Genomic DNA, 23,008 nt, shown 5'->3' with positions numbered 1-23,008 from the left:
GCGCCCGCGGACCGCTACTTGACCCGTCGCTTCTCGAGCTTGCGCGCCAGCGTGCGCCGGTGCAGGCCCAGCCGGCGGGCGGCCTCGGAGATGTTGAAGTCGCTGGCGGCCAGCGCCTCGTGGATGTGCTCCCACTCCAGCGTCTTGATCGACGTGGTGCGCTCGGTGAGCTCCACGTCGGTGTCGCCACCTGCGCGCTGGAAGGCGGCCTCGATGTCGTCGGTGTTGGACGGCTTGGCCAGGTAGTGGCGGGCACCCAGCTTGATCGCCTCCACGGCGGTGGCGATGCTGGCGTAGCCGGTCAGCACGATGATGACCATCTCCGCATCGAAGGCATGCAGGTGCTTCACGCTGGACAGGCCGGACGCGCCACCGGCGAGCTTGAGGTCGACCACCGCATGCGTCGGTGCGAAGTCCTGCAGCAATGCCGGCATGCCTTCCTCGCCGGCGAGGTGGCGCACCTGGTAGCCGCGGCGTTCGAACGATCGGACCAGCGTGCGCGCGAACGCGGCATCGTCCTCGACGATCAGCAGGCGGCGATCACTCTTGCTCATCATCATCGCTGTCCTCCTCGATGGCGATCGCCGACAGCGGCAGCGCCAGCGTGACCACGGCGCCGCCCTGCGGCCGGTTCTTCGCCCTCAGGCTACCACCCAGCGTGCGCGCGACATTCACCGACAGGAACAGGCCCAAGCCGCCGCCCGGCCGGCCCTTGCTGGTGTTGTAGGGCGTGCCCAGACGCTGCAGGACATCCGGCACGAAGCCCGTGCCGGCGTCGCTGATCTCGATCACCAGCGTGTCGCCGTCGCAGCGCGCCTCCATCGCCACCCACTGCGGCGACGATTCCAGCGCATTGTCCAGCACGTTGAAGACCATCTGCCGCAGGCCGACGTCCGAGACGATGTCCGGGTCCACGTCGCAGCGGTTGCTGTAACGGAAGGATGGCGGATTGCGCGCCTCGCGCCACTCGTTCGCCAGCTCGTCGAGCATGGCGTGCAGCGTGGTCTCGGTCGGCGCCTCGGCGCGAGGCCCGCCTGCGGCGAGCAGGATGTTGGTGACGATCGATTTGCAGCGCGCCACCTGCGCCTGCATTTCCAGCACGTCGTTGTGCAGCTCGCCGTCGGAGGCCATCGTCGGCAGGTGCTGCCAGTCGCCCAGGATCACCGACAGCGTGGACAGCGGCGTGCCGAGTTCATGCGCCGCGCCCGACGCCAGCAGGCCCATGCGGACGATGTGCTCTTCCTCCACCGCCCGCTGGCGCAACTCGGCCAGGCGCGCGTCGCGCTCGCGCAGGATGCCGCCGATGCGGGTGATGAACACGACCAGCAGGCCGGCGATCAGCAGGAAGCACACCAGCAGTCCCTGCACGTAATGGTCGGCCAGCCCGCGTGCCGGCTCCACCGCCAGCTTCAGCGGTGCCGGCACTGCCGCCAGTCCGACCACGCACAGCGCCGCCGCGGCGGCGATCACCCAGCTGCCTGGCGAACGCAGCAGCACGGTGCCGATCACCACCTGCAGCAGGAACAGGAATACGAACGGGTTGGCGATGCCGCCGGACAGATACAGCTGGATGGTCAGCGAGACCACGTCCACCAGCAGACCCACCAGAAGAGCGGCATGCGAGACCTGCGCACGGCGCCGGCACCAGGCCAGGCTGGCCAGGTTGAACAGCACCAGCGCAACCAGGACGGCGAACATGGGTGCCAAGGGAAGCGCGATGCCGATCCCGTACTGCACCACGAGGATCGTCGCCACCTGCCCCACCACCGCGATCCAGCGCAGCTGGATCAGCTGCTGCAGGTTGCGCAGGCCGGCGCGGTCGCGGGAGCCGTCCAGACGCGCGGCGGCGCGGTCGGCGTCTTCTGCAGGATCAGCCTGGCGGAAGTACATGCGGGGTCGAAGGGCGGCCGGGGCGCCGATCATGGCGCAATCGACGCTCCGACGCGACCAGATAGCCGCCCGCCACCAGCGTCAGCAGCGCCATGCCGAACCAGGTCAGCGCATACGAGAGGTGCGAATCGCGGAACTTGACCACCGTCATGCCGCCGCGCGGCCACTCCTGCGATGCGCGATCGCGGTCGGCATCGATGAAGAACGGCGCGACCTGCGCTGCCTGCAGGCCTTGCGCCCGTGCGATGGCGGCGACGTCGCGCGAGTACCAGCGCCCGGCGGCAGGATCGTTGCGGCGCAGGAAGCCGCCTTCCGGTTCGGTCATGCGCAACAGGCCTTGCACGACCACCCTGCCCTCCGGCGCGGGCGATGCCGTGCCGCCGATAGGCACGAAACCACGGTTCACCAGCACCTGGTCGCCGTCATCGGCCTGCAAGGGTTGCAGCAGCCAGAATCCGCCGCCGAGTTCGGTGACGGCCTGCGTGCGCGTGTCCTCGCCCACGAAACGACCGGCGACGGTCACCCGGCGGTAGCTGTCGTTCGCGTCGGTCACGGAAGCCCAGTGCGCGCGCGATGGCGCGGTCACCGGCACCGCATGGATGCGCGCCTCGACGCGGGCGATCAGCTCGTGTTTCCACGCCATCCGCTGCAGTTGCCAGACGCCGAGCGCGATGAAGCCTGCAAAGGCGACGACCAGCAAGCCGGCGAACGCGACCAGCCACCGCCTGCGCGATGCGCGTGGCGGAGCCGTTGCCGCGGGTGCCGATCCAGTCACGGCAGGCTCTGTACCGCTTCCTGCATCCGGTGCATGTCGTGCGTGCCCGGCATCATGTTGGTATTCATGTTGTGCATGACCCACAAGGTACCGCTCAGCACGATCACCAGCAGCACCGCGGTGAAGATCAGCGCGAACAGGTTCCAGCCGCCTTCCGACTTCGGGTTCATGTGCAGGAAGTAGACCATGTGCACGACGACCTGGACCATGGCGAACGCCAGGATCACCAGCGTGGTGATGGTGGGCGTGGGCAACACCTTGGCCATGACCAGCCAGAACGGGATCGCGGTCAGGATGACCGACAGCACGAAGCCCGTCGCGTACTCCCTGAGGTTGGCGTGCGGAATGCCGTCCTCGAGGAAATCGTCGTCGTGGTGCGAATCTGAGGAAGGATTGCTCATCACTGCACGCCCATCAGGTAGACGAAGGTGAAGACGCCGATCCAGACGACGTCCAGGAAGTGCCAGAACATCGACAGGCAGGCGATGCGGCGTGTGGTCGTCCGATTCAGGCCCCACTTGCGCACCTGGAAACACAGCACGACCAGCCAGACCACGCCGAACAGCACGTGCAGGCCGTGCGTGCCGACCAGCGTGAAGAACGCCGACAGGAACGCGCTGCGCTGCGGGCCCGCACCGAGATGGATCAGGTGGTGGAACTCGTAGATCTCGATCGACAGGAACGCCAGGCCCAGTGCACCGGTCACCAGCAGCCAGCCGATGGTCGCGCGGGTGTTGCGCTTGAACATCGCCAGCATGGCGAAGCCGTAGGTGATCGACGACACCAGCAGGATCGCGGTATTGATCGCGATCAGGTGCAGGTTGGGGAAGAACAGGTCGCGGCCGGACGGGCCGGCGGCGTAGCTGCCGGAGAACACGCCGAACGTGGCGAACAGGCTGCCGAAGATCATCAGGTCGCTGAGCAGGTAGATCCAGAAGCCCAGCAGCGTGCCGTTCTCTGGATGGTGCCTGCCCTCGGTGTCCAGGAACACCGGCGAGCCGTCGGGTCGATTGAGGGCGATGGACTCAGACATGGGCGTGATCCGCGAGGCCTTGGTTCAACAGGGCGCGCTCCAGCTGTGCGGTACGCGCCGTTTCGGTGCGGGCGATCTCGTCGGCCGGGATGTAGTAATCGCGGTCGCGGTCAAAGCTGTGCCAGATGGCATAGACGATCGTCGCCAGCAGCGCCACGCCCGCCAGCCACCAGACATGCCAGATCAGCGCGAAGCCGCAGACCGTGCTCAGTGCCGACAGGATGACGCCGGCGCCGGTGTTGCGCGGCATGTGGATCGCCTTGAATCCGTCGCGCGGACGCTGGAAACCGCGTTGCTTCATGTCCGTCCACGCATCCGTGTCGTGCACGACCGGCGTGAACGCGAAATTGTAGTCCGGCGGCGGCGACGACGTGGACCATTCCAGCGTGCGGCCACCCCACGGGTCGCCGGTGTGGTCGCGCATTTGCTCGCGGCGGCGGAAGCTGATGTAGATGCAGTAGAGGAACGCGGCGATGCCGATGGCCACCAGCACCGCGCCGAAGGCGGCGATCTGGAACCAGATCTGCAGCGACGGATCGTCGAAGTGGCTCATGCGGCGCGTCACGCCCATCAGGCCCAGCACGTACAGCGGCGTGAACGCGAACCAGTAGCCGGCCAGCCAGAACCAGAACGAGACCTTGCCCCAGAAGTCGTCGAGCTTGAAGCCGAAGGCCTTCGGGAACCAGTGCGTCATCGCCGCGAACAGGCCGAACACCACGCCGCCGATGATGACGTTGTGGAAGTGGGCGACCAGGAACAGCGAGTTGTGCAGCACGAAGTCCGCCGGCGGCACCGCCAGCAGCACGCCGGTCATGCCGCCGATCACGAAGGTGACCATGAAGCCCATCGTCCACAGCATCGGCACCTCGAAGCGGATGCGGCCGCGGTACATGGTGAACAGCCAGTTGAAGATCTTCGCGCCCGTCGGGATCGAGATGATCATGGTGGTGATGCCGAAGAACGAGTTGACGCTGGCGCCCGAGCCCATGGTGAAGAAGTGGTGCAGCCACACCAGGTAGGACAGCACGGTGATGCAGACCGTCGCATAGACCATTGACGAGTAGCCGAACAGGCGCTTGCCGGAATACGTGGACACGATCTCGGAGAACACGCCGAACAGCGGCAGGATCAGGATGTAGACCTCCGGATGGCCCCAGATCCAGATCAGGTTGACGTACAGCATGGCGTTGCCGCCAAGGTCGGTGGTGAAGAAGTTGGTGCCGACGTAGCGGTCCAGCGTCATCAGCACCAGCACCGCCGTCAGCACGGGGAACGACACCACGATCAGCACGTTGGTGCACAGCGCCGTCCAGGTGAACACCGGCATCTTCATCAGGCCCATGCCGGGCGCGCGCATCTTGAGGATGGTCACCAGCAGGTTGACGCCTGATAACAGTGTTCCGACGCCGGCGATCTGCAGCGCCCAGATGTAGTAGTCCAGTCCCACCCCGGGATCCTGGTTGCCCAGGTTGGACAGCGCCAGCCACCCCGACGTCGAGAACTCGCCGAGGAACAGCGACAGCATGACCAGCACCGCGCCGGCGGTCGTCATCCAGAAGCTGAAGTTGTTGAGGAACGGGAATGCCACGTCGCGCGCGCCGATCTGCAGCGGCACCAGGTAGTTCATCAGGCCGGTGACCAGCGGCATGGCCACGAAGAAGATCATGATCACGCCGTGGGCGGTGAAGATCTGGTCGTAGTGGTGCGGCGGCAGGTAGCCCATGTTGTCGCCGAAGGCCATCGCCTGGTGCAGGCGCATCATGATGGCGTCGGCGAAGCCGCGCAGCAGCATCACCAGGCCCAGCACCATGTACATGATGCCGATCTTCTTGTGGTCGATGCTGGTGAACCATTCGCGCCACAGCCAGCCCCACAGCTTGTACTTGGTGATCACCGCGACCAGCGCGAGGCCACCGAGGCAGGTGCCTATGAAGGTCGCAGCGATGATCGGGTCGTGCAGCATGGGAATCGCATCCCAGGCCAGGCGACCGGTGATCGGGGAATGCGTGACGGTGCTGGTATCAAAAGCCATCGGGCGAATCCGGTGTATCCAGGGGTGTGGCGGCGAAGCGCGTCAGGGCGCTTTCAGGCCGCCAGCGGTGGGAATGGGCGAGATGCGGGCGGCGGCCTGCGCGGTCTCGACCGTACACAGGTCGGCGCGAACGAACGGGCCGCTGGCGAGGTTGCCGCGACGCGGACGCTGCAGCGGATCGGTGCTGTCCAGCCCGCGGCCGCCCATCGCGTCGTAGGCCATCATCTGGTCCATGCACAGGCGGTCGGTGTCGACGCAGCGATTGACCACGGCATCGAACAGCCCCGCGTCGACGGACGCGTAAAGGCGCGATGGCTCGCGCGAACTGGGCACTTCGAGCTGCAGGTACTCGGCGCGGGTCAGCGCCTGGCCACCGGCGCGAGCTTCGGCGATCCAGCGCTCGAAGCCTTCATCGGACAGCGCGTGAAAACGGAAGCGCATGTGCGAGAAGCCTTCGCCGCTGTAGTGCGACGAGAAGCCCTCGTAGTCGCCTGCATTGTTCATCACCGCGTGGAGCTTGGTCTCCATCGCCGGCATCGTGTAGATCATGCCCGCCAGCGCCGGCACGTAGAACGCGTTCATCGTCGACGACGAGGTCAGGCGGAAGGTGATCGGGCGATCCACCGGCGCGGCCATCTGGTTGACCGAGGCGACACCATATTCGGGATAGACGAACAGCCACTTCCAGTCCAGCGCGACGACCTGCACTTCCAGCGGCTTGACCTCGGCCGGCACCGGACGTCCCGCGTCGATGCGGCCCAGCGGACGGTACGGATCCAGCAGGTGCGTGCCGATCCAGGTGACCGCGCCCAGCGCGATGATGATCAGCAGCGGCACGCCCCAGATGACCAGTTCCAGCTGCGTGGAATGGTCCCAGTCGGGCTTGTAGGTGGCCTGCGTGTTCGAGGCGCGGTAACGCCAGGCGAACCAGAACGTCAGCGCGATCACCGGGATGATCACGATCAGCATCAGCGCCGTCGCCACCAGGATCAGGTTGCCCTGGCGGGCGGCGATGTCGCCGGCGGGATTGAGGACCTGCAGGTTGCACCCCGACAGCACGGCGGCGGCGGACATCGCCACGGCGGCCTGCAGGGCTCTGCGCATGAGGGACATGGGCGTGGGGCTTACGGATTGATCCGGATCAATGTAGTCGGCCGGCCCGGCGCGGAGTATTGGACGTTTTGTCCTATCGCGACGGCGGGTGCGGTCTGCGACCCTATGGGCGTACCTTTCCCCTGGTCCGACCCGGCAGCCCCGTTCCCATGGCGTCCATCAGCCCCACGACTTCCACCCACGACCACGGCACCAAGGCGCATGCCGATGTCGCCCCGGGCGAGATCGCCGTCGGCGTGGTGATCGGGCGCGCGTCCGAATACTTCGACTTCTTCGTCTTCGGCATCGCCTCGGCGCTGATCTTCCCGTCGGTGTTCTTCCCGTTCGTGGATCGCCTGGAAGGCACGCTGTGGTCGTTCGCGCTGTTCGCGCTGGCGTTCGTCGCGCGGCCGTTCGGCACCATGCTGTTCATGAAGATCCAGTCGCGCTGGGGCCGCGGCCTCAAGCTGACCGTGTCGCTGTTCCTGCTGGGCACCGCCACCGCCGGCATCGCCTTCCTGCCGGGCTACGGCTCGCTGGGCGCCGCCTCGATCGGATTGCTGGCGTTCCTGCGCGTGCTGCAGGGTCTGGCGCTGGGCGGGTCGTGGGACGGCCTGCCGTCGCTGCTCGCACTCAATGCGCCGAAAGAACGTCGCGGCTGGTACGCGATGCTGGGCCAGCTGGGCGCGCCGGTCGGGTTCATCGTCGCCGCCGGCGTGTTCGCCTTCCTCTACGCCAACCTGGAAGAAGCCGACCTGCTGACCTGGGGCTGGCGCTATCCGTTCTTCGTCGCCTTCGCCATCAACGTGGTGGCGCTGTTCGCGCGCCTGCGCATCGTGGTGGCGGACGAGTACCAGGACAAGATGGGCGAGCTGGAACTGGAACCCACGCCGATCCGCGAGCTGTTCCAGGCCAAGGGCCGCCACGTGGTGATCGGCGCGTTCGCTGCGCTCGCCAGCTATGCGCTCTTCCACATCGTCACCATCTTCCCGCTGTCGTGGATCCTGCTGTACTCGCAGCAGTCCGTGGTCGGCTTCCTGCTGGTGCAGATCCTCGGTGCGTTCATCGCCGCCGGTGCGATCGTGGTCTCGGGCCTGATCGCCGACCGCGTGGGCCGTGCACGCACGCTGGGCGGTCTGGCGGTGGGCATCGCGATGTTCAGCGGCTTCGCGCCGACGCTGATGGAAGGCGGCCCGGTTGGCCAGGGCGCCTTCATCCTGATCGGCTTCGCCCTGCTCGGCCTGTCGTACGGCCAGGCCGCAGGCGCGGTCACCGCCAACTTCGGCCGCCGCTACCGCTACACGGGCGCGGCGCTGACCTCCGATTTGGCCTGGCTGATCGGCGCCGGCTTCGCCCCGCTGGTCGCGTTGGGCCTGTGCGCCAACTTCGGCCTGGCCTGGCTGGGCGCCTACTTGCTGTCCGGTGCGCTGGGCACACTGATCGCGCTCGGCATCAACCGCGCGAAGAACTACAAGACCTGATTTCCAGGCTCCGTCTCCAGGGAGGCGGATACATGCAGGCCGGGCGCACTACAATCGGGGCATCCCGTGCCCTGGAATGCCCATGCGCCGTCTGCCGTTGCTGCTCGCCTGCCTGCTCGTCCTGCCCGCGCTCCACGCGGCCGAACCGCCGAAGCCGCTGACGTCGAAGGAGATCCTCGACGCCTCGCCCGATGCCGACTGGCGCACGCTGGATCCGGCCAACACGCTGTACATGGACGTGCCCGGCGGCCGCGTGGTGATCGAACTGGCGCCCGCGTTCGCGCCCGAACACGTGGCCAACATCCGCACGCTGGCGCACGAAGGCTTCTGGAACGGACTCGGCATCTACCGCTCGCACGACAACTTCGTCGTGCAGTTCGGCGATGCCGACGCGGAAGACACCGCCAAGGCGAAATCGCTGGGCACGGCGAAGACCAAGCTGCCGGCCGAATTCGCGCGCACGTCCGCCGGACTGACATTCACCCGCCTGCCGGACGTGGACGGCTGGGCGCCGCAGGTGGGTTTCGTCGACGGCTTCCCCGCCGCGCGCGACCCGAAAGCAGGCGAAGCCTGGCTGACGCACTGCTACGGCGCGCTCGGCGCCGGTCGCGGCGGTCCGCCCGACAGCAGCAACGGCAGCGAGCTGTATGTCGTCACCGGGCAGTCGCCGCGCCAGCTCGACCGCAACATCACCCTGGTGGGACGCGTGGTAAAGGGCATGGAGCTGCTCAGCGCGATCCCGCGCGGCCCGGAGCCGATGGGCTTCTACGAGAAGGCCGAACAGCGCACGCCGATCGCCGCTGTGCGCCTGGCCCGCGACGTGCCGGAGAACGAACGCGTGCCGCTGCAGGTACTGCGCACGGACTCGAAGACCTTCGCCGCCGCAACCGAAGCCCGCCGCAACCGCCGCGACGACTGGTACGTGCGCACCGCCGGCCACATCGACCTGTGCAACGTGCCGCTGCCGGTGCGCGAGGCCAAGCGCTGAGGCATTGACTGCTTTCTGTAGGAGCGACGTGAGTCGCGACCGCACGATCTCCGCCCGATCCAGTGCACGGTGATTCTGACGGATGATCGAGGCGCGTCTGATCGACGTTGCCTGACTGCGAAGCCGTGCGGTCGCGACTCACGTCGCTCCTACAGGTGGGCAATTCCCACGCTCACGCCGCGCGCTGGCTCACCGCCACGCTGCCCAGGATCAGCGCGCCGGCCGGCGGCGCTTGACACGGACGGCCTGCACTTAGATATTTAGCAAATACGTTAATTATCTAATTGCACATGACGGTCGACCGCATCTTCGACGCCCTCGCGTCCCGCCCGCGGCGCGAAATCCTCGCCTACCTGTCCGCACAGGAACTCACCGCCGGCGAGATCGCCGCACGTTTCGACATGAGCGCACCCGCGATCTCGCGGCATCTGTCGGTGCTGGAGGTGGCCGGCCTGGTCACCAGCGACAAGCGCGGGCAGTTCGTCTTCTACCGGCTGGCGCCCGACAACCTGGTCAACACGCTGACCGGGTTCGCCTTCGAGGTCTGCCCGACCGCCGGTCCGTTGAAGCGCGAAGCCAAGGCACGCGCGCTGGCCAAAACACCCAAGACCCGCTGAGTGCCTTCAGGAGAGCATCCGATGCCTGGCCATGCCGATGTCGTCCCCGGTTTTCCGACCGCCCGCATCCAGTCGTACTCCGGCGGGCTCCCCGTGGAAGTGGTGCTGCTCGCGCAACTGGGACCGGGATCGGGCGATCGCCTCCATGCCGGCGCAGGCGTCCTGCAGCGCGAGCATCCGGGCTTCGTGGATGCGCTGGATGAACCGTCGGTCCGCATTGCCGCACCGGATTTCGACGCCGGCGAACGCAGCGCGCTGTACACCTTCACGGTCGGTCCGAACGGCCATCCCTTCCATCGTCATGCGGGACACCGCGCTTTCACGGCGGTGACCGGCAGTGGCGGCGCGCGCCTGCGCTTCTCGACCGCATCGGACGAACAACTCGCGCGCGATCCGGCGCATTTCGCCGCCGCCCTCCACCACGTCGACCTGCCGGCAGACGCGCTTTTCAGCGTGCGCTTCGGCAGTGGCACCTGGCACCAGTTCGCGCCGTTGCAGGCGGGCAGCCCGCATCCGGTCCTGTTCGCCCTGTCCTGCCACACCGATGAACTCGGCGGCCTGTCGGAGGGTGTCGTGCGCGATCAGGTGCTCGCGGGCGACGCGAACATCCCCACCCTGACCGAAACGCTGCCGGACGACGTGCGCACATGGATGACCGATCATCCGGCACACCTGCAGCGGGTCCCCACCGTGCGCCTGGCCCTGCATGCACCACCGGGCAGTTGGCAGCAGCGCGCCTGTACCACGCTGCGGGCGACCGCCGGGCGTCTGCGCGCGCGCCTGGCCGGCTGGTGCGGCGAGGTCGGCTTCGTCCAGGGCCGCGCCTCGTCGGTGGCGTCATTGCCTTCGCCTCCGGAAGGCTCACTGCTGCTCGAACAGTTGCCCGGCTTCCATCACCAGGACACCTTCAGCCTGCGCCTGCAGGGCATGGCGACCGCGACCGCGCAGGACCTGCTGGCCGATGTGCTGGAGGGATTCCTGCAGTACCGCCCGGCCGGTGTGACCCAGCTCATGCGGCTACGCAACGTGCTGGTCCGCCCGCTGCGGCTGCGCACCTCGCCGCTCGGCTGCCCGGTGTCGTCGCTGCTGTCGACAGCCGAGGGCCCGCTGTTCCTCGGGCGGTATCCGGTCATCGCGCAGAAGATCGATGCGGACGGCAAGCGGGCGCAGGTGATCCTGGGGGCCGATGATCGCCACCTGACCTTCCGTTCCTGTGTCGGCGTCCACGTCACCGAAACAGGTGTCGAGGTGACGCTGGGGACGCGCGTGCAGTGCCGCAACACCTTCGGGCGCGCTTACATGGCCGCGATCAATGGCGTGCACCACGCCTACGTCGCACCCGCCATGCTGCGCAACGCCGTGGAGAGCGTGGCGCAACGGCATGCGCCGCTGTCGCTGACGCAGGGCCTGTTCGCCTGAAGGCGGCTCAGGCCGCGCGCTGGCTCACCGCCACGCTGCCCAGGATCAGCGCGCCGGCCGCCAGCATCGCGGGTGTCACCGGTTCGTTGAGGAATAGCCAGGCGAAGCCCGCACCGAACAGCGGCACCAGGTAGGTCACCGTCGCTGCGCGCGCGGGTCCGATGCGGTGGATCAGGCGGTAATACAGCAGGAAGGCGTAGCCGGTGCAGAGCACGCCGATGGTGATGGCGGCGGCCCACGGCCCCGCGCCGATCGCATGCGCGGGCCAATGCGTCGCCGCGAACGGCAGCACCAGCAGCGCGGCGCAGCTCAACGTGGCGGCGGCAGCGGCGGCCGGCGGAATGCCGGCCAGATGCTTGCGCACCAGATTCACGCCGACACCGTAGAGCAGCGCCGCGGTCGAGCCCGCGATGACGGCACCGCCGACACTCAGGCCGCCGGCCTTGCTGGTCGCCAGCACCACCACGCCGATGAAGCCGACGAGCAGGGCAAGCGAGCGGCGCAGGCCGATCTTCTGGCCGAAGAACAGAAAGCCGACCATCGCGGCGAACAACACCGTCATCGCATTGCAGATCGCGCCGATCGCCGCGGGTGAGCGCTGTGCGGCCCAGGCGAACAGCAGGAAGGGAATCGCCGAATTGATCGCGCCGATGATCGCGAGCTTCGGCCACATGGAGGCGCGGAAATGCGCGCGCTCGCGCCACAGGAACGGCAGCAGGACCAGCGCACCCAATGCGAGCCGCACCTCCACCAGGGCGAACGGACCGAACGGATTGGCCGCGATGCGCATGAAGAGGAACGAGCTGCCCCAGATCGCGCCTAGCACCAGCAGCTCCAGCGGGGTGCGCCAGTCGCGCTCGACCGCCTGCGGTGGGGTCATGGCCATGCTGTCTCCCTGTGCCATCGCGGCAGCCCTCGTTCGTGCCTGTGGCCATTCTGGATCACCCGTGGGCGCCCACAAGCGCGTAGCATGCGGGCAAGCCACAAATCTCGCTTGTGCCTGGAGCGACCATGAGCCTGCGCCCTGCCCTGTTGCCCGCCCTCGGTGTGTTCGCCGCCGCCGCGCGCCACCAGAACTTCGCCCATGCGGCCGACGAACTGCACCTCACCGCCAGCGCGGTCAGCCACCACGTGCGCAAACTGGAAGGTCTGCTCGGTGTGGTGCTGTTCCAGCGCCATGCGCGCGGGGTGAAACTCACTGCCGAAGGCCGGCAACTCGCCGATGCGGCCAACGCGGCGCTCGGCGACATCGATGCGGTCGCCTCGCACCTGCGGCTGGCCGGCAAGACGGCGACCCTGCGCATCACCACGTTGCACTCGCTGGCGTACTGCTGGCTGCTGCCGCGCTTCTGCGCGCGCCATCCGCACGTGCGCCTGCACGTGGACACCGGCATCGCGCTGACGCGCTTCGACGACGACGGCCCCGAGCTCGGCATCCGCCATGGCCCCGGGCAATGGACCGGGCTGACCGCCCATCACCTGATGGACGACGAACTGTTCCCGGTCGCCTCGCCCGCCCTGCCCGGACTCGATGGCGTGCAGGAGCCGCGCGAGATCGCGCAGTTGCCGCTGGTCACCGACCTGGCGCTGCAGGGCTGGCGCGACTGGTTCCGCGCAGCCGGCGTACGCGGCCTGCGGCTGCCGCCGATGCACAGCTTCAACGACAGCACCGATGCGATGCGTGCTGCGGTCTACGGGGTGGGAGCGGCGCTGGCGCGTCGCCATGTGGCGCAGCCCTACCTGCAACGCTACGAACTGGTGCGGCTGCCCGGCCCCGCGCTGAAAGCCCGCTTCGCCTACTACGCCGTGCATCCGGCGCATCGGCCGCCGAGTGCCGCCGCGCAGGTGTTCATCGACTGGCTGAAGGAAGAGGCGCGCGACGAACGCACGCCGCTGCCACCGATGCCGGACGATTTCCTCGGCCGCGCGACAACGCCGACGCAGGCCGCGACCGGTTAGAGGCTCGCGCCGTCGAAGGGCGCCACCTTCAGCGTCGACAGGTCCACGTCCGGCAGGCAACGCACGTTGACCGCGGCCATCTGCACGCCGGTCTTCGGATGCGCCGCTTCACCGAATGGCGCGATGCCGCAGACGGCGCAGAAGTGGTGGCGGATGTGATGCTGGTTGAACGTGTAGGTGGACAGGTCGCCGTCCGGCGTCTTCAGCGTCAGCGCGTCGCGGGGACCGAACCACAGCAGGGCGCCGCGTCGGCGGCACATCGAGCAGTTGCAGTCCACGACCTCCGTGATGTCACCCTCGACATCGAAGGCGATGCGTCCGCAATGACAACTGCCTGCATGCGACATGTTCCGTGCTCCCCGGATGGAGTCGGGAGGATAAGCCAACGGCACGGGCCCGGATGTGCAGGAGCCGCTATCCTTGTCGCCTTCTCCTGCCGCAGTCCGAGGCTCCCATGCGTACCACCCTGCTCGCCGCCGCCCTGCTGGCCTCGCTGTCCGCCTGCCAGAAGAGCGAAGCCCCCACCGTCGCCGCCGATGCCGCCACCCCGGCCGCGGCCACCGATACCGCCCAGGCCGATGCGGCCTTCGCCGACCTGTCCAAGCGCGCCCTGGAAGGCTGGCTGCAGCTGTCGCCGGTCAGCGCCACCCAGATCGGCGAACACAAGTACGACGGCGAACTGGACGACCTGAGCGCCGCCGGCCGCCAGAAGAGCCTCGAGTTCAGCAAGAAGATCCTCGGCGAACTGGATGCGACCGACGTCGCCGCGCTGTCGCGCGAGAACCAGGTGGACGCCGCGATCCTGCGCAACCAGCTGCAGTACGACATCTGGACCGCGGACACGCTGCAGAGCTGGGCCTGGGATCCGCAGGTCTACAACAACGTCGCCGGCGGCGCGATCTACGGGCTGATGGCGCGCGAGTTCGCGCCCCTGCCGGAACGCCTGAAGTCCGCGACCGCGCGCATGCAGAAGATCCCCGCGCTGCTGGCGCAGGCGCGCGAAAACCTCGACCCCGCGCGCGTGCCGAAGGTGCACGCCGAGACCGTCGCCAAGCAGAACGCCGGCATCCTCAGCATCGTCGACACCTTCATCACCCCGAACCTCAAGGACCTGCCGGACGCCCACCGCCAGCAGGCGCAGGCCGCCATCGACGGCCTGAAGAACGCCGTCGCCGAACACCAGGCGTGGCTGGACAAGACGCTGGTGCCGAACGCGAAGGGCGACTTCCGCATCGGCCAGACGCTGTACGACCAGAAGCTGCAGTTCGCCCTGCTGTCGTCGTTGTCGCGCGCCGACATCAAGCAGCGCGCCGAAGGCGAACTCAAGCGCGTGCGCGAGGAGATGTACGGGATCGCACGCACGGTGCTCAAGGACAAGCCGGGCGCGCCGGCGCTGCCGGAAACGCCGACCGCCGACGAGCAGCAGAAGGCGATCGAAGCCGCGCTGGAGCTGGCCTACGCCGAGCGTCCGGCGCGCGACAAGGTGGTGCCGGATGCGGAAGCGGCGCTGGCGCAGGCGACGGAGTTCGTGCGCAAGCACGACCTGGTCACCCTGCCCGACGCGCCGGTGGAAATCATCGAGATGCCGGAATTCCAGCGTGGCGTGGCGGTGGCGTACTGCGATTCGCCGGGCCCGCTCGACAAGCACCTGAAGACGTTCTACGCCGTGTCGCCGATCCCGGAAGGCTGGGACCAGACGCAGGTCGATTCCTTCCTGCGCGAATACAACAGCCGGATGATCCACCTGTTGAGCATCCACGAGGGCACGCCGGGCCACTACCTGGAAGGCTGGCACTCGGCCAAGTTCCCGTCGACGCTGCGCGCCGTGCTGCGCTCGGGCATGTTCGCCGAAGGCTGGGCGGTCTACACCGAGAAGATGATGTCCGACGCCGGTTACCTGGACAACGATCCGCTGTTCCACCTGGTGCAGATGAAGTTCTACCTGCGCACGATCGCCAACGCGATCCTCGACCAGGGCGTGCAGGTGGACGGCTGGACGCGCGAACAGGCGATGGACCTGATGGTGCGCCAGACCTTCCAGCAGGAGCGCGAAGCCGCCGGCAAGTGGACCCGCGCGCAGCTGACCTCGGCGCAGCTGCCCACCTACTTCGTCGGCGTGCAGGAGCACTTCGACCTGCGCAAAGCCGCCGAGGCCAAGCAAGGCGCGCAGTTCAACCTGAAGGCCTACCACGACCAGGTACTGTCCTACGGCGCGCCGCCGGTGCGCTTCGTGCGCCAGCTGATGCTGGACGAACCGATTAAATAAGGTCAGCGGTAAGACCACTTTGTAGGAGCGGGCCATGCCCGCGATGCTCTTGCTTCATCGATCCAAAAGCATCGCGGGCATGGCCCGCTCCTACAAAAGCCGGGCTTTCGCCACGAGCACCCCATTCGCGTCGGCATAGATCCAGTCGCCCGGCGTGACCGCCACGCCGGCGAACGCCACCGGCACATCGATCTCGCCCAGGTCGCGGCGGTCCGTCTTCATCGGATGCGCGGCCAGCGCCAGCACGCCCAGCGGCAGCGTCGCCAGGATCTCCACGTCGCGCACGCAGCCGAAGATCAGGAAGCCGGCCCAGCCGTGCTTCACCGCATTCGCCGCGATCATGTCGCCGAGCAGCGCGCGCCGCAGCGAGCCGCCGCCATCGACCACGATCACCCGGCCCTCGCCCGGCGTCGCCGCCAGTTCGCGCACGCGCGAGTTGTCGTCGAGGCAGTTCACCGTCACCGCCGGTCCGGCGAAGCGCGCCTGTCCGCCGAAGCTGCGGAACACCGGCTCGGCCACGTGCACGTCGGGGAACTGGTCGCAGAGGTCAGGCGTGGTCCAGGTCATGCGGAGTCTCCGGCGTGGGATGGTCCGATGGTAACGCGGGCGCGACACGCGCCGGGCTATGCTGGCACGCATGGCCGACCTCTTCGCTTCCGCACCACCCACCGCGACCGACGGCATCCGCGTCGGCATCGGCGGCTGGACCTTCGCGCCTTGGCGCAGCAACTTCTACCCGGCCGGCCTGGTGCAGCGGCGCGAGCTGGAATTCGCCAGCCGCCAGCTGACCGCCATCGAGATCAACGGCACCTACTACGGCACGCAGAAGCCGGCGACCTACGCCAGCTGGCGCGAACAGACCCCGGACGGTTTCGTGTTCTCGGCCAAGGCGCCCAAGCGCATCATGCAGTCGCGCTCGCTGGCATCGACGCAGGCGCAGGTGGAGGACTTCGTCGGCGGCATCGCCGAACTCGGCGCGCGACTCGGGCCGCTGGTCTGGCAGTTCGAAGCGGGCCGTCGCGTCGACGCCGAGGAACTCGATGCCTTCCTCACCCTGCTGCCGCGCGAGGTCGAGGGACGGCCGCTGCGGCACGCATTGGAAGTCCGCGATCCGGCTGCCGTCGATGCGGACCTCATCGAGATGGCACGCCGCCACCAGGTCGCCACGGTCTTCACCGACTCGACGGACTATCCGTCCTTCGCCGACCTCACCGCCGACTTCGTCTACGCGCGCTTGATGCGGTCGCAGCCGATCGAGACCGGCTATCCGCCGAAGGAACTGGACCTGTGGACCGAGCGTGCCCGCGCCTGGTCGCGCGGCGAGGACATCGCCGCGCTGCCGCACGTGGGTGAAGCCGCACCGGTGTTGCCGCGGCGCGACGTGTTCGTCTACTTCATCAGCAGCGCCAAGGAACGCAATCCGGCCGCGGCGATGGAACTGATCCGCCGCCTGGGCGGCTGACCTCGCCGGTCAGTACCGCAGCGGCCGCTTCAACAGCACGAAGACCGCCACGCCCACCCCCACCAGGCAGGTGAAGGCCACATAGTGCGCGGGCGCCATCGCGCCCCACGACGTCGACAGCCACGCGATCATCGGCGGCGTCAGTCCGCCGAACACCGCGTACGCGACGTTGTACGAGAACGAGAGGCCCGAGAAGCGTACCTCCGGCGGGAACACCGCCACCATCAACGACGGCGTCACCCCGGTCACGCCGCAGCAGAAGCCGGCCAGTGCGTACCACGCGACGAACTGGTCGTGGTGGCCCGACACCAGCGCGCCGTACAGCGCGTACGCAGACACGCCCAGCCCCAGCGAACCGGCCAACAGCGCGCGGCCTACGCCGACGCGGTCCACCGCCCAGCCTGCGACCAAACAGCCGGCGATCAGCGCCAGCGTCGCCACGCTGTTGCCGTGGAATGCAGTGGCGGCGTCGATGCCAAAGCTGGTCTGCACCAGCGTCGGCGTCAGCAGCACGATCACCACGATGGCCGCCGTCAGCTGCCACGACGCCAGCATCGACAGCAGCACGGCCGGACGGTGCGCGGCCAGCACCTGCTTCACCGGGAGCTGGCGCGCCAGCTGCTTGCGCTCGCGCATCTCCACGAACACCGGCGTCTCCTCCAGCCAGCGACGCAGCCACACGGCGATGAAGCCGAACACGCCGCCGAGCACGAACGGCACGCGCCAGACCCAGGCCTGCACCTCGGCGGGCGTGTAGGTCGTGTTGATCCACGCCGCCAGCAGCGAGCCGATCAGGATGCCGGCCGTCAGCCCCGCGGTCAGCGTGGCGCAGGCGATGCCGACGCGTCGACGCGGCACGTGCTCGGCAACGAACACCCACGCGCCCGGCACCTCGCCGCCCACGGCGATGCCCTGCACCAGCCGCATCGCCAGCAACAGCAGCGGCGCCAGCACGCCTACCTGCGCATGCGTCGGCAGCAAACCGATCAGCAGTGTGGGCACGGACATCATGAAGACGCTGAGGGTGAACATGCGCTTGCGCCCCAGCCGGTCGCCGAAGTGCGCCATCACGATGCCGCCCAGCGGGCGCGCCACGTAGCCCGCGGCGAAGATGCCGTACACCTGCAGCTGCGCCAGCCACGGCGCGGTGCCCGGCGGAAAGAACAGCGCGCCCAGCGTCTTGGCGAAAAACACGAACACGACGAAGTCGTAGAACTCCAGCGCCCCGCCGAGCGCCGACAGGCCCAGGGTCTTGGCATCGCGCCGCGCGAACGGGCGTTGCGGCGGATGCGGCGGTTCGACAGCGCTCATTCGGTGGTCCTGAGGATGGATACGACCGTGGCGCGCGACCATCGCATGGCCGGCGACAGGCGTCCAGCGCCGCCCTGTTTTCTGTAGGAGCGACGTAAGTCGCGACCGTAGACCTGCCATCGCCGGTAACGCAGAGCACGCCCAGTGCCACTGGCGATAGGCTCCATCGCCCGGCAAGGGAACAGTCGCGACTCACGTTGCTCCTACAGGGGGAAGCATGGTCGCGATGACCTGATCGCCAGTCCCGGGTGCTTCAGCGACAATACGCGCCATGCCGATGACACCGACCGCCAAGGCCCAGCTGCAGATCCACCTGTGCGTGCTGCTGTGGGGCTTCACTCCGATCCTGGGCAAGCTGATCAGCCTGTCCGCCCTGCCGCTGGTGTGGTGGCGCATGCTGCTCGTGGTGGTCGCCCTCGCCTTCCTGCCGCGCGTGTGGCGCGGACTGCGCGCGATGTCGCCGAAGCTGGTGCTGGCCTACTGCGGCATCGGCGTGATCGTCGCGCTGCACTGGCTGACCTTCTACGGCGCCATCAAACTCTCCAACGCGTCGGTGGCGGTGACCTGCATCGCGCTGGCGCCCGCCTTCACCTCGGTGATCGAGCCGTGGCTGACCCGGCGGCCGTTCTCCTGGCGCGAGCTGCTGTTCGGCGTCGCGGTACTGCCCGGCGTGGCGCTGGTGGTCGGCGGCATTCCCGACGGCATGCGGCTGGGCGTGCTGGTCGGCGCGCTGTCGGCGCTGCTGGTGGCGGTGTTCGGCCCGCTCAACAAGCGCCTGATCGACCATGGCGAACCGCTGACCATCACCGGGCTGGAACTGGGCGCGGGCACGATCCTGCTGACCCTGCTCGCGCCGCTGATGCCGATGCTGTTCCCCGCCTTCGCCGGTGACCTGTTCGTGTTGCCGGGCCTGGAAGACGCGGTGCTGCTGGTGGTGCTGTCGCTGGCCTGCACGCTGCTGCCGTTCGCGCTGTCGCTGGTGGCGCTGAAGCATCTGAGCGCATACGGCGTGCAGCTGGTGACCAACCTGGAGCCGGTCTACGCCATCGTGCTGGCCATCGTGCTGCTGGGCGAACAGCGCGAACTGACGCCGCTGTTCTACCTGGGCGTCGGCATCATCCTCGCCGCCGTGTTCCTGCATCCGCTGGTGCAGCGTCCGAAGCGCATCGAGCATCCGGAGATGCTGGGCACCTCCGAGGCGAAGAACGTCGTCGAATGAAACCACGCCGCTGCCTGTTCCCGACCGCTCTCCTCCTGCTCGCGCTGCCACTGGCGTGCGCCGCGGCCACGCCGGTGTACCGCACGTTCGGCGACTGGGTGGTGGCGTGCGACAACGGTGCGCGGTGCGAGGCGATAGGCATGCAGGACGCCTATCCGCAGCTGGTGCTTCGATTGGTGCTGGAAGGCGGGCCGACGGCCGAACCCGTCCTGACGCTGGAATCCGACGCGCCGGTGGATCCGCTCGACCTGCGCCTGGACGGTGCGCGGTTCGCGGCCGCCGCGCTGGTGCAGCCCGGCGGGGGCACCTGGACGATAGGCCGCGATGGCGCCCAGGTCCGCGCCTTCCTCGATGCCATCCGCAACGGGGCGCACCTGCAGGCCGGCACCGGCGACGACGCGCCCACCGCCTCGCTGTCCGGCCTGTCGGCGGCGTTGCTGCTGATCGACGAAACCCAGGAACGGCTGGACACGGTCACCGCGCTGCGCCGGCGCGGTTCGCTGCCGGCCGCACGCGTGCCTGCGGCGCCCCTGTTGCCGGCACCGGTGCCGCCGGTGCCCGCTCCGCCGCTGGGCGAGGACCAGGCGCAGGCGCTGATCGCGCGCGTCCGCCTGCAGGCGGCGCCCGAGGTGACGCGCGAGGACTGCTTCATCGATCCGGCGGAGGCGTTCGATGCCGCAGGCGCGCTCGACGGTGACGAGGCGCTGGTGATGCTGGAGTGCTGGCGCGGCGCCTACCAGTCGTCCAGCCTGCTGTTCCGTGCGCGCCGCGACGGCAGCGGCACGCCGGTTCGACTGCGCCTGCCGTTGCCCGTGCGGATCGAGGGCGAGCGCCGGATGGTGGACGCCTTCACCAACGTCGATTTCAGTGCCGGCCACCTCTCGCACATGGCGAAGGGGCGCGGCATCGCCGACTGCGGCGAGAGCGCCTCGTGGACGTACGACGGCCGCGATTTCCGGTTGCAGCGCTACCACCTGCTCGACCGCTGCCGAGGCGGCGCGCCCGGCGAATGGCCGGCGCTGTGGCGCACGCGCGGCGATTGAGCCGCATCCGCTTCAGCGCGCGACCAGCACCGGCACCGGGCTCAGTGCGATGACCTTCAAGGCGACCGAGCCAACGAACAGCTGCTTGAGCGCGCCACGGCCATGCGTACCGACGACGATCATGTCGGCCTTCGACGCCTTCGCCTGCTTGACGATGCTCTCGGCGGGTTCGCCGACCACGATCTTCTGCACGAACGGCAGCTGCGCGCGTTTGAGCGCGCTGCGCGCCTTCTTCATCGCATAGGCGCCGTTTTCATCGTGGTAGCGATCCACGCCGTCGCTGCCCAGCTCCAGCGCCACCGAGCGCAGCAATGGGGGATCGACATAGAGCAGGATCACGTCGGGCATCTCCGCCAACGCCTTGCAGAATTCGACCACGTGCCGGACGGCGGCCAAGCCGACCTCGCTTCCATCCACGGCCAACAGGATCTTCATCATCGTGCTCCGCGTGAAGGGCGGCGCACCGTGCGCCGCCGACCCCGTGACGATGCGTCGGCCGGTCGCGGTCCGCATTGATCCCGATCAAATCAGGCGGCGGCGGACACCACGCGGTCGCGGCCGCCACGCTTGGCCTCGTACAGGGCCTGGTCGGCGCGGCGGAACAGGGTCTCCGCGGTGTCCTCCCGCCCGCGCGCCGCCAGCCCGATGCTGACCGATACCGGCAGGCCGATCGGCAGCAGCCCGACGGCCTGGCGCATGAATTCGCACTGCAGCCGCGCCTCTTCCAGCGTGACGCCCGGCATCAGGATGACGAACTCCTCGCCGCCATGGCGTGCCGCCAGGCCACGGCCGGCCGCCTGCGACTTCAGCATGTCCGCCAGCGCGACCAGCACGCGGTCGCCCTCGTCGTGCCCGTGGAGATCGTTGACGGTCTTGAAGTGGTCCACGTCGAGCACCGCCACCGCGAGCGGCTCGCCGCCGTGGGCCGCTTTTTTCAGGGCCGCGTCGAGCGCGGCGGTGAAGGCGCGGCGATTGGGCAGTCCGGTCAGCGGATCGGTCTTCGTCTGTTCGGACAGGTCGGCGTTCTGCAATTCCAACTGGTCCTGGTACCGCTGCATCTGCTGCTCGTACCACGCGCGCTCGTGCAACTGGTGGCGCAGCTGCTTGCTCACGCGGCGCAGTTCCAGCAGCTGCACGATCTGCCGCGACAGCGCATCCAGCGCTTCCCGCTGGAACGGCGCGAGTTCATGCGGCTGGTCGTCCACCACGCACAGCGCGCCCAGGGCGAAGCCGTCCTGCGTCACCAGCGGCGCACCGGCGTAGAAGCGGATGCCGTTGGCGGTGGCCACCAGCGGATTGGTCGCGAAACGATGGTCGAGGGTGGCGTCGGGCACCACGGTGGCGGCAGACGGATCCAGCACCGTATGCGCGCAGAACGAGGTCTCGAGCGACGGGTCCGGACTTTCGATGCCGACCTGCGCCTTGAACCACTGGCGGTCGCGGTCGATCAGGGTGACCGCGGCCATCGGGACGCCGCAGATGCCGGCGGCGATGCGCACCAGGTCGTCGAACGCGCGCTCGGGCTCGCTGTCGAGGATGTCGAAGCTGCGCAGCGCTGCCAGGCGGGCTTCTTCGTTGTCCGGCTTGGGCGGTCGGCTCATGCCATGGTTCTGGAGTCGGGACGGCGGCAGTATGCCCGCGTTCCTCCGGCAGCAAATCCGCGCAACCGCGAACGCCGTCACGCTATCGCGTCACCAGCTTTCCTGCTGCGGCAGCAGGCCGCGCAGTTCCGGGTCGGTCAGGTTGCGCCAGCGCCCTGCCTTCAGGTCGCCGAGCTTGACGTTGTCGATGCGCACGCGCCGCAGCTGGGTGACGCGGTAGTCGAACGCGGCGGCCATCAGGCGGATCTGCCGGTTCAGGCCCTGGGTCAGGGTGATGCGGAAACCGAACTTGGCGATGCGGCTGGTGCGGCACGGCAGCGTCATCTGCCCGTGCACGCGCACGCCGCGCGCCATGCCACGCAGGAACTCGTCGGTCACCGGCTTGTTCACCGCCACCAGGTATTCCTTCTCGTGGCGGTTCTCCGCGCGCAGGATCTGGTTGACGATGTCGCCGTTGCTGGTCAGCAGGATCAACCCTTCCGAATCCTTGTCGAGGCGGCCGATCGGAAAGATGCGCTGCTCGTGGCCGATGAAGTCGACGATGTTGTCCTTCACCGACGACTCGGTGGTGCAGGTCACGCCGACCGGCTTGTTCAGCACGATGTACACGTGCTTGCGCTTGCCGGCCTTGGCGGCGCGCTGCCTGATCGACTGGCCGTCGACGCGCACGTCGTCGCCCTCGCCCACCACCGCGCCCATGCCGGCGGCGATGCCGTTGACGGTGACGCGGCGCTCGGCGATCAGCCGATCGGCCTCGCGGCGGGAACAGAAGCCGGTCTCGGCGATGTGCTTGTTGAGGCGGATGGTCATGCCGCCATTA

The 23,008-nt window shown here is 68.4% G+C and carries 23 protein-coding genes; 9 read left to right on the top strand and 14 right to left on the bottom strand.

Features of this window, described 5'->3' with window-relative positions:
• Nucleotides 1-14: 14 nt before the first annotated feature.
• The 7 genes from AC04MD_RS00825 to cyoA are packed head-to-tail and all read right to left on the bottom strand — an operon-like array spanning nucleotide 15 to nucleotide 6,834.
• Complete coding sequence (locus AC04MD_RS00825) at nucleotides 15-554, bottom strand: response regulator transcription factor (RefSeq protein ID WP_475495448.1); 540 nt, start codon at nucleotides 552-554, stop codon at nucleotides 15-17.
• Complete coding sequence (locus tag AC04MD_RS00820; RefSeq protein ID WP_475495447.1) at nucleotides 541-1,923, bottom strand: ATP-binding protein; 1,383 nt, start codon at nucleotides 1,921-1,923, stop codon at nucleotides 541-543. The genes AC04MD_RS00825 and AC04MD_RS00820 overlap by 14 nt, the downstream gene beginning before the upstream one ends.
• Nucleotides 1,871-2,665, bottom strand: coding sequence for an SURF1 family protein (locus AC04MD_RS00815; RefSeq protein ID WP_475495446.1), 795 nt, complete (start codon nucleotides 2,663-2,665; stop codon nucleotides 1,871-1,873). The genes AC04MD_RS00820 and AC04MD_RS00815 overlap by 53 nt, the downstream gene beginning before the upstream one ends.
• Nucleotides 2,662-3,066 (bottom strand): cytochrome o ubiquinol oxidase subunit IV, encoded by a 405-nt coding sequence (gene cyoD, locus AC04MD_RS00810; protein WP_475495445.1) that lies wholly within the window; start codon nucleotides 3,064-3,066, stop codon nucleotides 2,662-2,664. The genes AC04MD_RS00815 and cyoD overlap by 4 nt, the downstream gene beginning before the upstream one ends.
• Nucleotides 3,066-3,698 (bottom strand): cytochrome o ubiquinol oxidase subunit III, encoded by a 633-nt coding sequence (gene cyoC, locus AC04MD_RS00805; RefSeq protein WP_475495444.1) that lies wholly within the window; start codon nucleotides 3,696-3,698, stop codon nucleotides 3,066-3,068. The genes cyoD and cyoC overlap by 1 nt, the downstream gene beginning before the upstream one ends.
• Nucleotides 3,691-5,730: a cytochrome o ubiquinol oxidase subunit I gene (gene cyoB / locus AC04MD_RS00800; RefSeq protein ID WP_475495443.1), complete on the bottom strand. Its 2,040-nt coding sequence runs from the start codon at nucleotides 5,728-5,730 to the stop codon at nucleotides 3,691-3,693. Before cyoB ends, cyoC begins: the two co-directional genes overlap by 8 nt.
• 42 nt (nucleotides 5,731-5,772) lie before the next feature.
• Nucleotides 5,773-6,834: a ubiquinol oxidase subunit II gene (gene cyoA / locus AC04MD_RS00795; protein WP_475495442.1), complete on the bottom strand. Its 1,062-nt coding sequence runs from the start codon at nucleotides 6,832-6,834 to the stop codon at nucleotides 5,773-5,775.
• 158 nt (nucleotides 6,835-6,992) lie between these two features.
• On the opposite strand from cyoA, the gene AC04MD_RS00790 reads away from it, so the two are divergent.
• From AC04MD_RS00790 to AC04MD_RS00775, 4 genes are all read left to right on the top strand, one after another.
• On the top strand, nucleotides 6,993-8,303 hold the full coding sequence (locus tag AC04MD_RS00790; protein WP_475495441.1) for an MFS transporter: 1,311 nt from the start codon (nucleotides 6,993-6,995) through the stop codon (nucleotides 8,301-8,303).
• Between the two features lie 76 nt (nucleotides 8,304-8,379).
• Nucleotides 8,380-9,291, top strand: coding sequence for a peptidylprolyl isomerase (locus AC04MD_RS00785; RefSeq protein WP_475495440.1), 912 nt, complete (start codon nucleotides 8,380-8,382; stop codon nucleotides 9,289-9,291).
• A gap of 290 nt (nucleotides 9,292-9,581) precedes the next feature.
• Nucleotides 9,582-9,908, top strand: coding sequence for a metalloregulator ArsR/SmtB family transcription factor (locus AC04MD_RS00780; RefSeq protein WP_475495439.1), 327 nt, complete (start codon nucleotides 9,582-9,584; stop codon nucleotides 9,906-9,908).
• A gap of 21 nt (nucleotides 9,909-9,929) precedes the next feature.
• Nucleotides 9,930-11,327: a DUF2867 domain-containing protein gene (locus tag AC04MD_RS00775; RefSeq protein ID WP_475495438.1), complete on the top strand. Its 1,398-nt coding sequence runs from the start codon at nucleotides 9,930-9,932 to the stop codon at nucleotides 11,325-11,327.
• A gap of 7 nt (nucleotides 11,328-11,334) precedes the next feature.
• Here the strand turns inward: AC04MD_RS00775 and AC04MD_RS00770 are convergent, their stop codons facing one another.
• On the bottom strand, nucleotides 11,335-12,213 hold the full coding sequence (locus AC04MD_RS00770) for a DMT family transporter (protein WP_475495437.1): 879 nt from the start codon (nucleotides 12,211-12,213) through the stop codon (nucleotides 11,335-11,337).
• A 125-nt stretch (nucleotides 12,214-12,338) separates the two neighbouring features.
• Here AC04MD_RS00770 and AC04MD_RS00765 point away from each other — a divergent pair, with 125 nt between their 5' ends.
• Nucleotides 12,339-13,286 carry a LysR substrate-binding domain-containing protein gene (locus tag AC04MD_RS00765; protein ID WP_475495436.1) on the top strand — a complete coding sequence of 316 codons (948 nt, stop codon included), beginning with the start codon at nucleotides 12,339-12,341 and terminating at the stop codon, nucleotides 13,284-13,286.
• Here the strand turns inward: AC04MD_RS00765 and AC04MD_RS00760 are convergent.
• On the bottom strand, nucleotides 13,283-13,633 hold the full coding sequence (locus AC04MD_RS00760) for a GFA family protein (protein WP_475495435.1): 351 nt from the start codon (nucleotides 13,631-13,633) through the stop codon (nucleotides 13,283-13,285). The genes AC04MD_RS00765 and AC04MD_RS00760 overlap by 4 nt on opposite strands.
• A gap of 107 nt (nucleotides 13,634-13,740) precedes the next feature.
• Between AC04MD_RS00760 and AC04MD_RS00755 the strand changes: the two genes are divergently transcribed.
• Nucleotides 13,741-15,552: a DUF885 domain-containing protein gene (locus tag AC04MD_RS00755; protein ID WP_475495434.1), complete on the top strand. Its 1,812-nt coding sequence runs from the start codon at nucleotides 13,741-13,743 to the stop codon at nucleotides 15,550-15,552.
• Between the two features lie 90 nt (nucleotides 15,553-15,642).
• Here the strand turns inward: AC04MD_RS00755 and rraA are convergent, their stop codons facing one another.
• The gene (gene rraA / locus AC04MD_RS00750) at nucleotides 15,643-16,119 is read right to left on the bottom strand and encodes a ribonuclease E activity regulator RraA (protein WP_475495433.1); all 477 of its coding nucleotides are present in this window, start codon (nucleotides 16,117-16,119) and stop codon (nucleotides 15,643-15,645) included.
• Nucleotides 16,120-16,189: 70 nt separating this feature from the next.
• Here rraA and AC04MD_RS00745 point away from each other — a divergent pair, with 70 nt between their 5' ends.
• A complete protein-coding gene (locus tag AC04MD_RS00745; RefSeq protein ID WP_475495432.1) occupies nucleotides 16,190-17,014 on the top strand; it encodes a DUF72 domain-containing protein in 825 nt (274 codons plus the stop codon).
• 9 nt (nucleotides 17,015-17,023) lie between these two features.
• On the opposite strand, the gene AC04MD_RS00740 is transcribed toward AC04MD_RS00745, so the two are convergent.
• Nucleotides 17,024-18,325, bottom strand: coding sequence for an MFS transporter (locus AC04MD_RS00740; protein WP_475495431.1), 1,302 nt, complete (start codon nucleotides 18,323-18,325; stop codon nucleotides 17,024-17,026).
• Nucleotides 18,326-18,596: 271 nt separating this feature from the next.
• On the opposite strand from AC04MD_RS00740, the gene AC04MD_RS00735 reads away from it, so the two are divergent.
• A complete protein-coding gene (locus tag AC04MD_RS00735; protein WP_475495430.1) occupies nucleotides 18,597-19,544 on the top strand; it encodes a DMT family transporter in 948 nt (315 codons plus the stop codon).
• Nucleotides 19,541-20,587 carry a DUF1176 domain-containing protein gene (locus tag AC04MD_RS00730; RefSeq protein WP_475495429.1) on the top strand — a complete coding sequence of 349 codons (1,047 nt, stop codon included), beginning with the start codon at nucleotides 19,541-19,543 and terminating at the stop codon, nucleotides 20,585-20,587. The genes AC04MD_RS00735 and AC04MD_RS00730 overlap by 4 nt, the downstream gene beginning before the upstream one ends.
• A gap of 12 nt (nucleotides 20,588-20,599) precedes the next feature.
• Here the strand turns inward: AC04MD_RS00730 and AC04MD_RS00725 are convergent, their stop codons facing one another.
• The 3 genes from AC04MD_RS00725 to AC04MD_RS00715 all read right to left on the bottom strand — a co-directional run bounded on the left by AC04MD_RS00725 (nucleotide 20,600) and on the right by AC04MD_RS00715 (nucleotide 22,998).
• Nucleotides 20,600-21,022: a universal stress protein gene (locus AC04MD_RS00725; protein WP_475495428.1), complete on the bottom strand. Its 423-nt coding sequence runs from the start codon at nucleotides 21,020-21,022 to the stop codon at nucleotides 20,600-20,602.
• 92 nt (nucleotides 21,023-21,114) lie between these two features.
• Nucleotides 21,115-22,188 carry a GGDEF domain-containing protein gene (locus AC04MD_RS00720; RefSeq protein ID WP_475495427.1) on the bottom strand — a complete coding sequence of 358 codons (1,074 nt, stop codon included), beginning with the start codon at nucleotides 22,186-22,188 and terminating at the stop codon, nucleotides 21,115-21,117.
• A 90-nt stretch (nucleotides 22,189-22,278) separates the two neighbouring features.
• Nucleotides 22,279-22,998, bottom strand: a complete 720-nt coding sequence (locus tag AC04MD_RS00715; RefSeq protein ID WP_475495426.1) for a pseudouridine synthase — start codon at nucleotides 22,996-22,998, stop codon at nucleotides 22,279-22,281.
• Nucleotides 22,999-23,008 lie beyond the last annotated feature (10 nt).

This window comes from Pseudoxanthomonas sp. LjRoot206 (assembly GCF_056175725.1).
Note: the sequence above shows the minus strand (reverse complement) of the source record. Positions and strands in the feature narration are given on the sequence as shown.

What these genes read in the sequence shown, in the direction of transcription:
- AC04MD_RS00825 (WP_475495448.1), bottom strand. Translation starts at nt 554, where the DNA reads ATGAGCAAGAGTGATCGCCGCCTGCTGATCGTCGAGGACGATGCCGCG.
- AC04MD_RS00820 (WP_475495447.1), bottom strand. Translation starts at nt 1,923, where the DNA reads ATGATCGGCGCCCCGGCCGCCCTTCGACCCCGCATGTACTTCCGCCAG.
- cyoD (WP_475495445.1), bottom strand. Translation starts at nt 3,066, where the DNA reads ATGAGCAATCCTTCCTCAGATTCGCACCACGACGACGATTTCCTCGAG.
- cyoC (WP_475495444.1), bottom strand. Translation starts at nt 3,698, where the DNA reads ATGTCTGAGTCCATCGCCCTCAATCGACCCGACGGCTCGCCGGTGTTC.
- cyoB (WP_475495443.1), bottom strand. Translation starts at nt 5,730, where the DNA reads ATGGCTTTTGATACCAGCACCGTCACGCATTCCCCGATCACCGGTCGC.
- cyoA (WP_475495442.1), bottom strand. Translation starts at nt 6,834, where the DNA reads ATGCGCAGAGCCCTGCAGGCCGCCGTGGCGATGTCCGCCGCCGCCGTG.
- AC04MD_RS00790 (WP_475495441.1), top strand. Translation starts at nt 6,993, where the DNA reads ATGGCGTCCATCAGCCCCACGACTTCCACCCACGACCACGGCACCAAG.
- AC04MD_RS00785 (WP_475495440.1), top strand. Translation starts at nt 8,380, where the DNA reads ATGCCCATGCGCCGTCTGCCGTTGCTGCTCGCCTGCCTGCTCGTCCTG.
- AC04MD_RS00780 (WP_475495439.1), top strand. Translation starts at nt 9,582, where the DNA reads ATGACGGTCGACCGCATCTTCGACGCCCTCGCGTCCCGCCCGCGGCGC.
- AC04MD_RS00775 (WP_475495438.1), top strand. Translation starts at nt 9,930, where the DNA reads ATGCCTGGCCATGCCGATGTCGTCCCCGGTTTTCCGACCGCCCGCATC.
- AC04MD_RS00770 (WP_475495437.1), bottom strand. Translation starts at nt 12,213, where the DNA reads ATGGCCATGACCCCACCGCAGGCGGTCGAGCGCGACTGGCGCACCCCG.
- AC04MD_RS00765 (WP_475495436.1), top strand. Translation starts at nt 12,339, where the DNA reads ATGAGCCTGCGCCCTGCCCTGTTGCCCGCCCTCGGTGTGTTCGCCGCC.
- AC04MD_RS00760 (WP_475495435.1), bottom strand. Translation starts at nt 13,633, where the DNA reads ATGTCGCATGCAGGCAGTTGTCATTGCGGACGCATCGCCTTCGATGTC.
- AC04MD_RS00755 (WP_475495434.1), top strand. Translation starts at nt 13,741, where the DNA reads ATGCGTACCACCCTGCTCGCCGCCGCCCTGCTGGCCTCGCTGTCCGCC.
- rraA (WP_475495433.1), bottom strand. Translation starts at nt 16,119, where the DNA reads ATGACCTGGACCACGCCTGACCTCTGCGACCAGTTCCCCGACGTGCAC.
- AC04MD_RS00745 (WP_475495432.1), top strand. Translation starts at nt 16,190, where the DNA reads ATGGCCGACCTCTTCGCTTCCGCACCACCCACCGCGACCGACGGCATC.
- AC04MD_RS00740 (WP_475495431.1), bottom strand. Translation starts at nt 18,325, where the DNA reads ATGAGCGCTGTCGAACCGCCGCATCCGCCGCAACGCCCGTTCGCGCGG.
- AC04MD_RS00735 (WP_475495430.1), top strand. Translation starts at nt 18,597, where the DNA reads ATGCCGATGACACCGACCGCCAAGGCCCAGCTGCAGATCCACCTGTGC.
- AC04MD_RS00730 (WP_475495429.1), top strand. Translation starts at nt 19,541, where the DNA reads ATGAAACCACGCCGCTGCCTGTTCCCGACCGCTCTCCTCCTGCTCGCG.
- AC04MD_RS00725 (WP_475495428.1), bottom strand. Translation starts at nt 21,022, where the DNA reads ATGAAGATCCTGTTGGCCGTGGATGGAAGCGAGGTCGGCTTGGCCGCC.
- AC04MD_RS00720 (WP_475495427.1), bottom strand. Translation starts at nt 22,188, where the DNA reads ATGAGCCGACCGCCCAAGCCGGACAACGAAGAAGCCCGCCTGGCAGCG.
- AC04MD_RS00715 (WP_475495426.1), bottom strand. Translation starts at nt 22,998, where the DNA reads ATGACCATCCGCCTCAACAAGCACATCGCCGAGACCGGCTTCTGTTCC.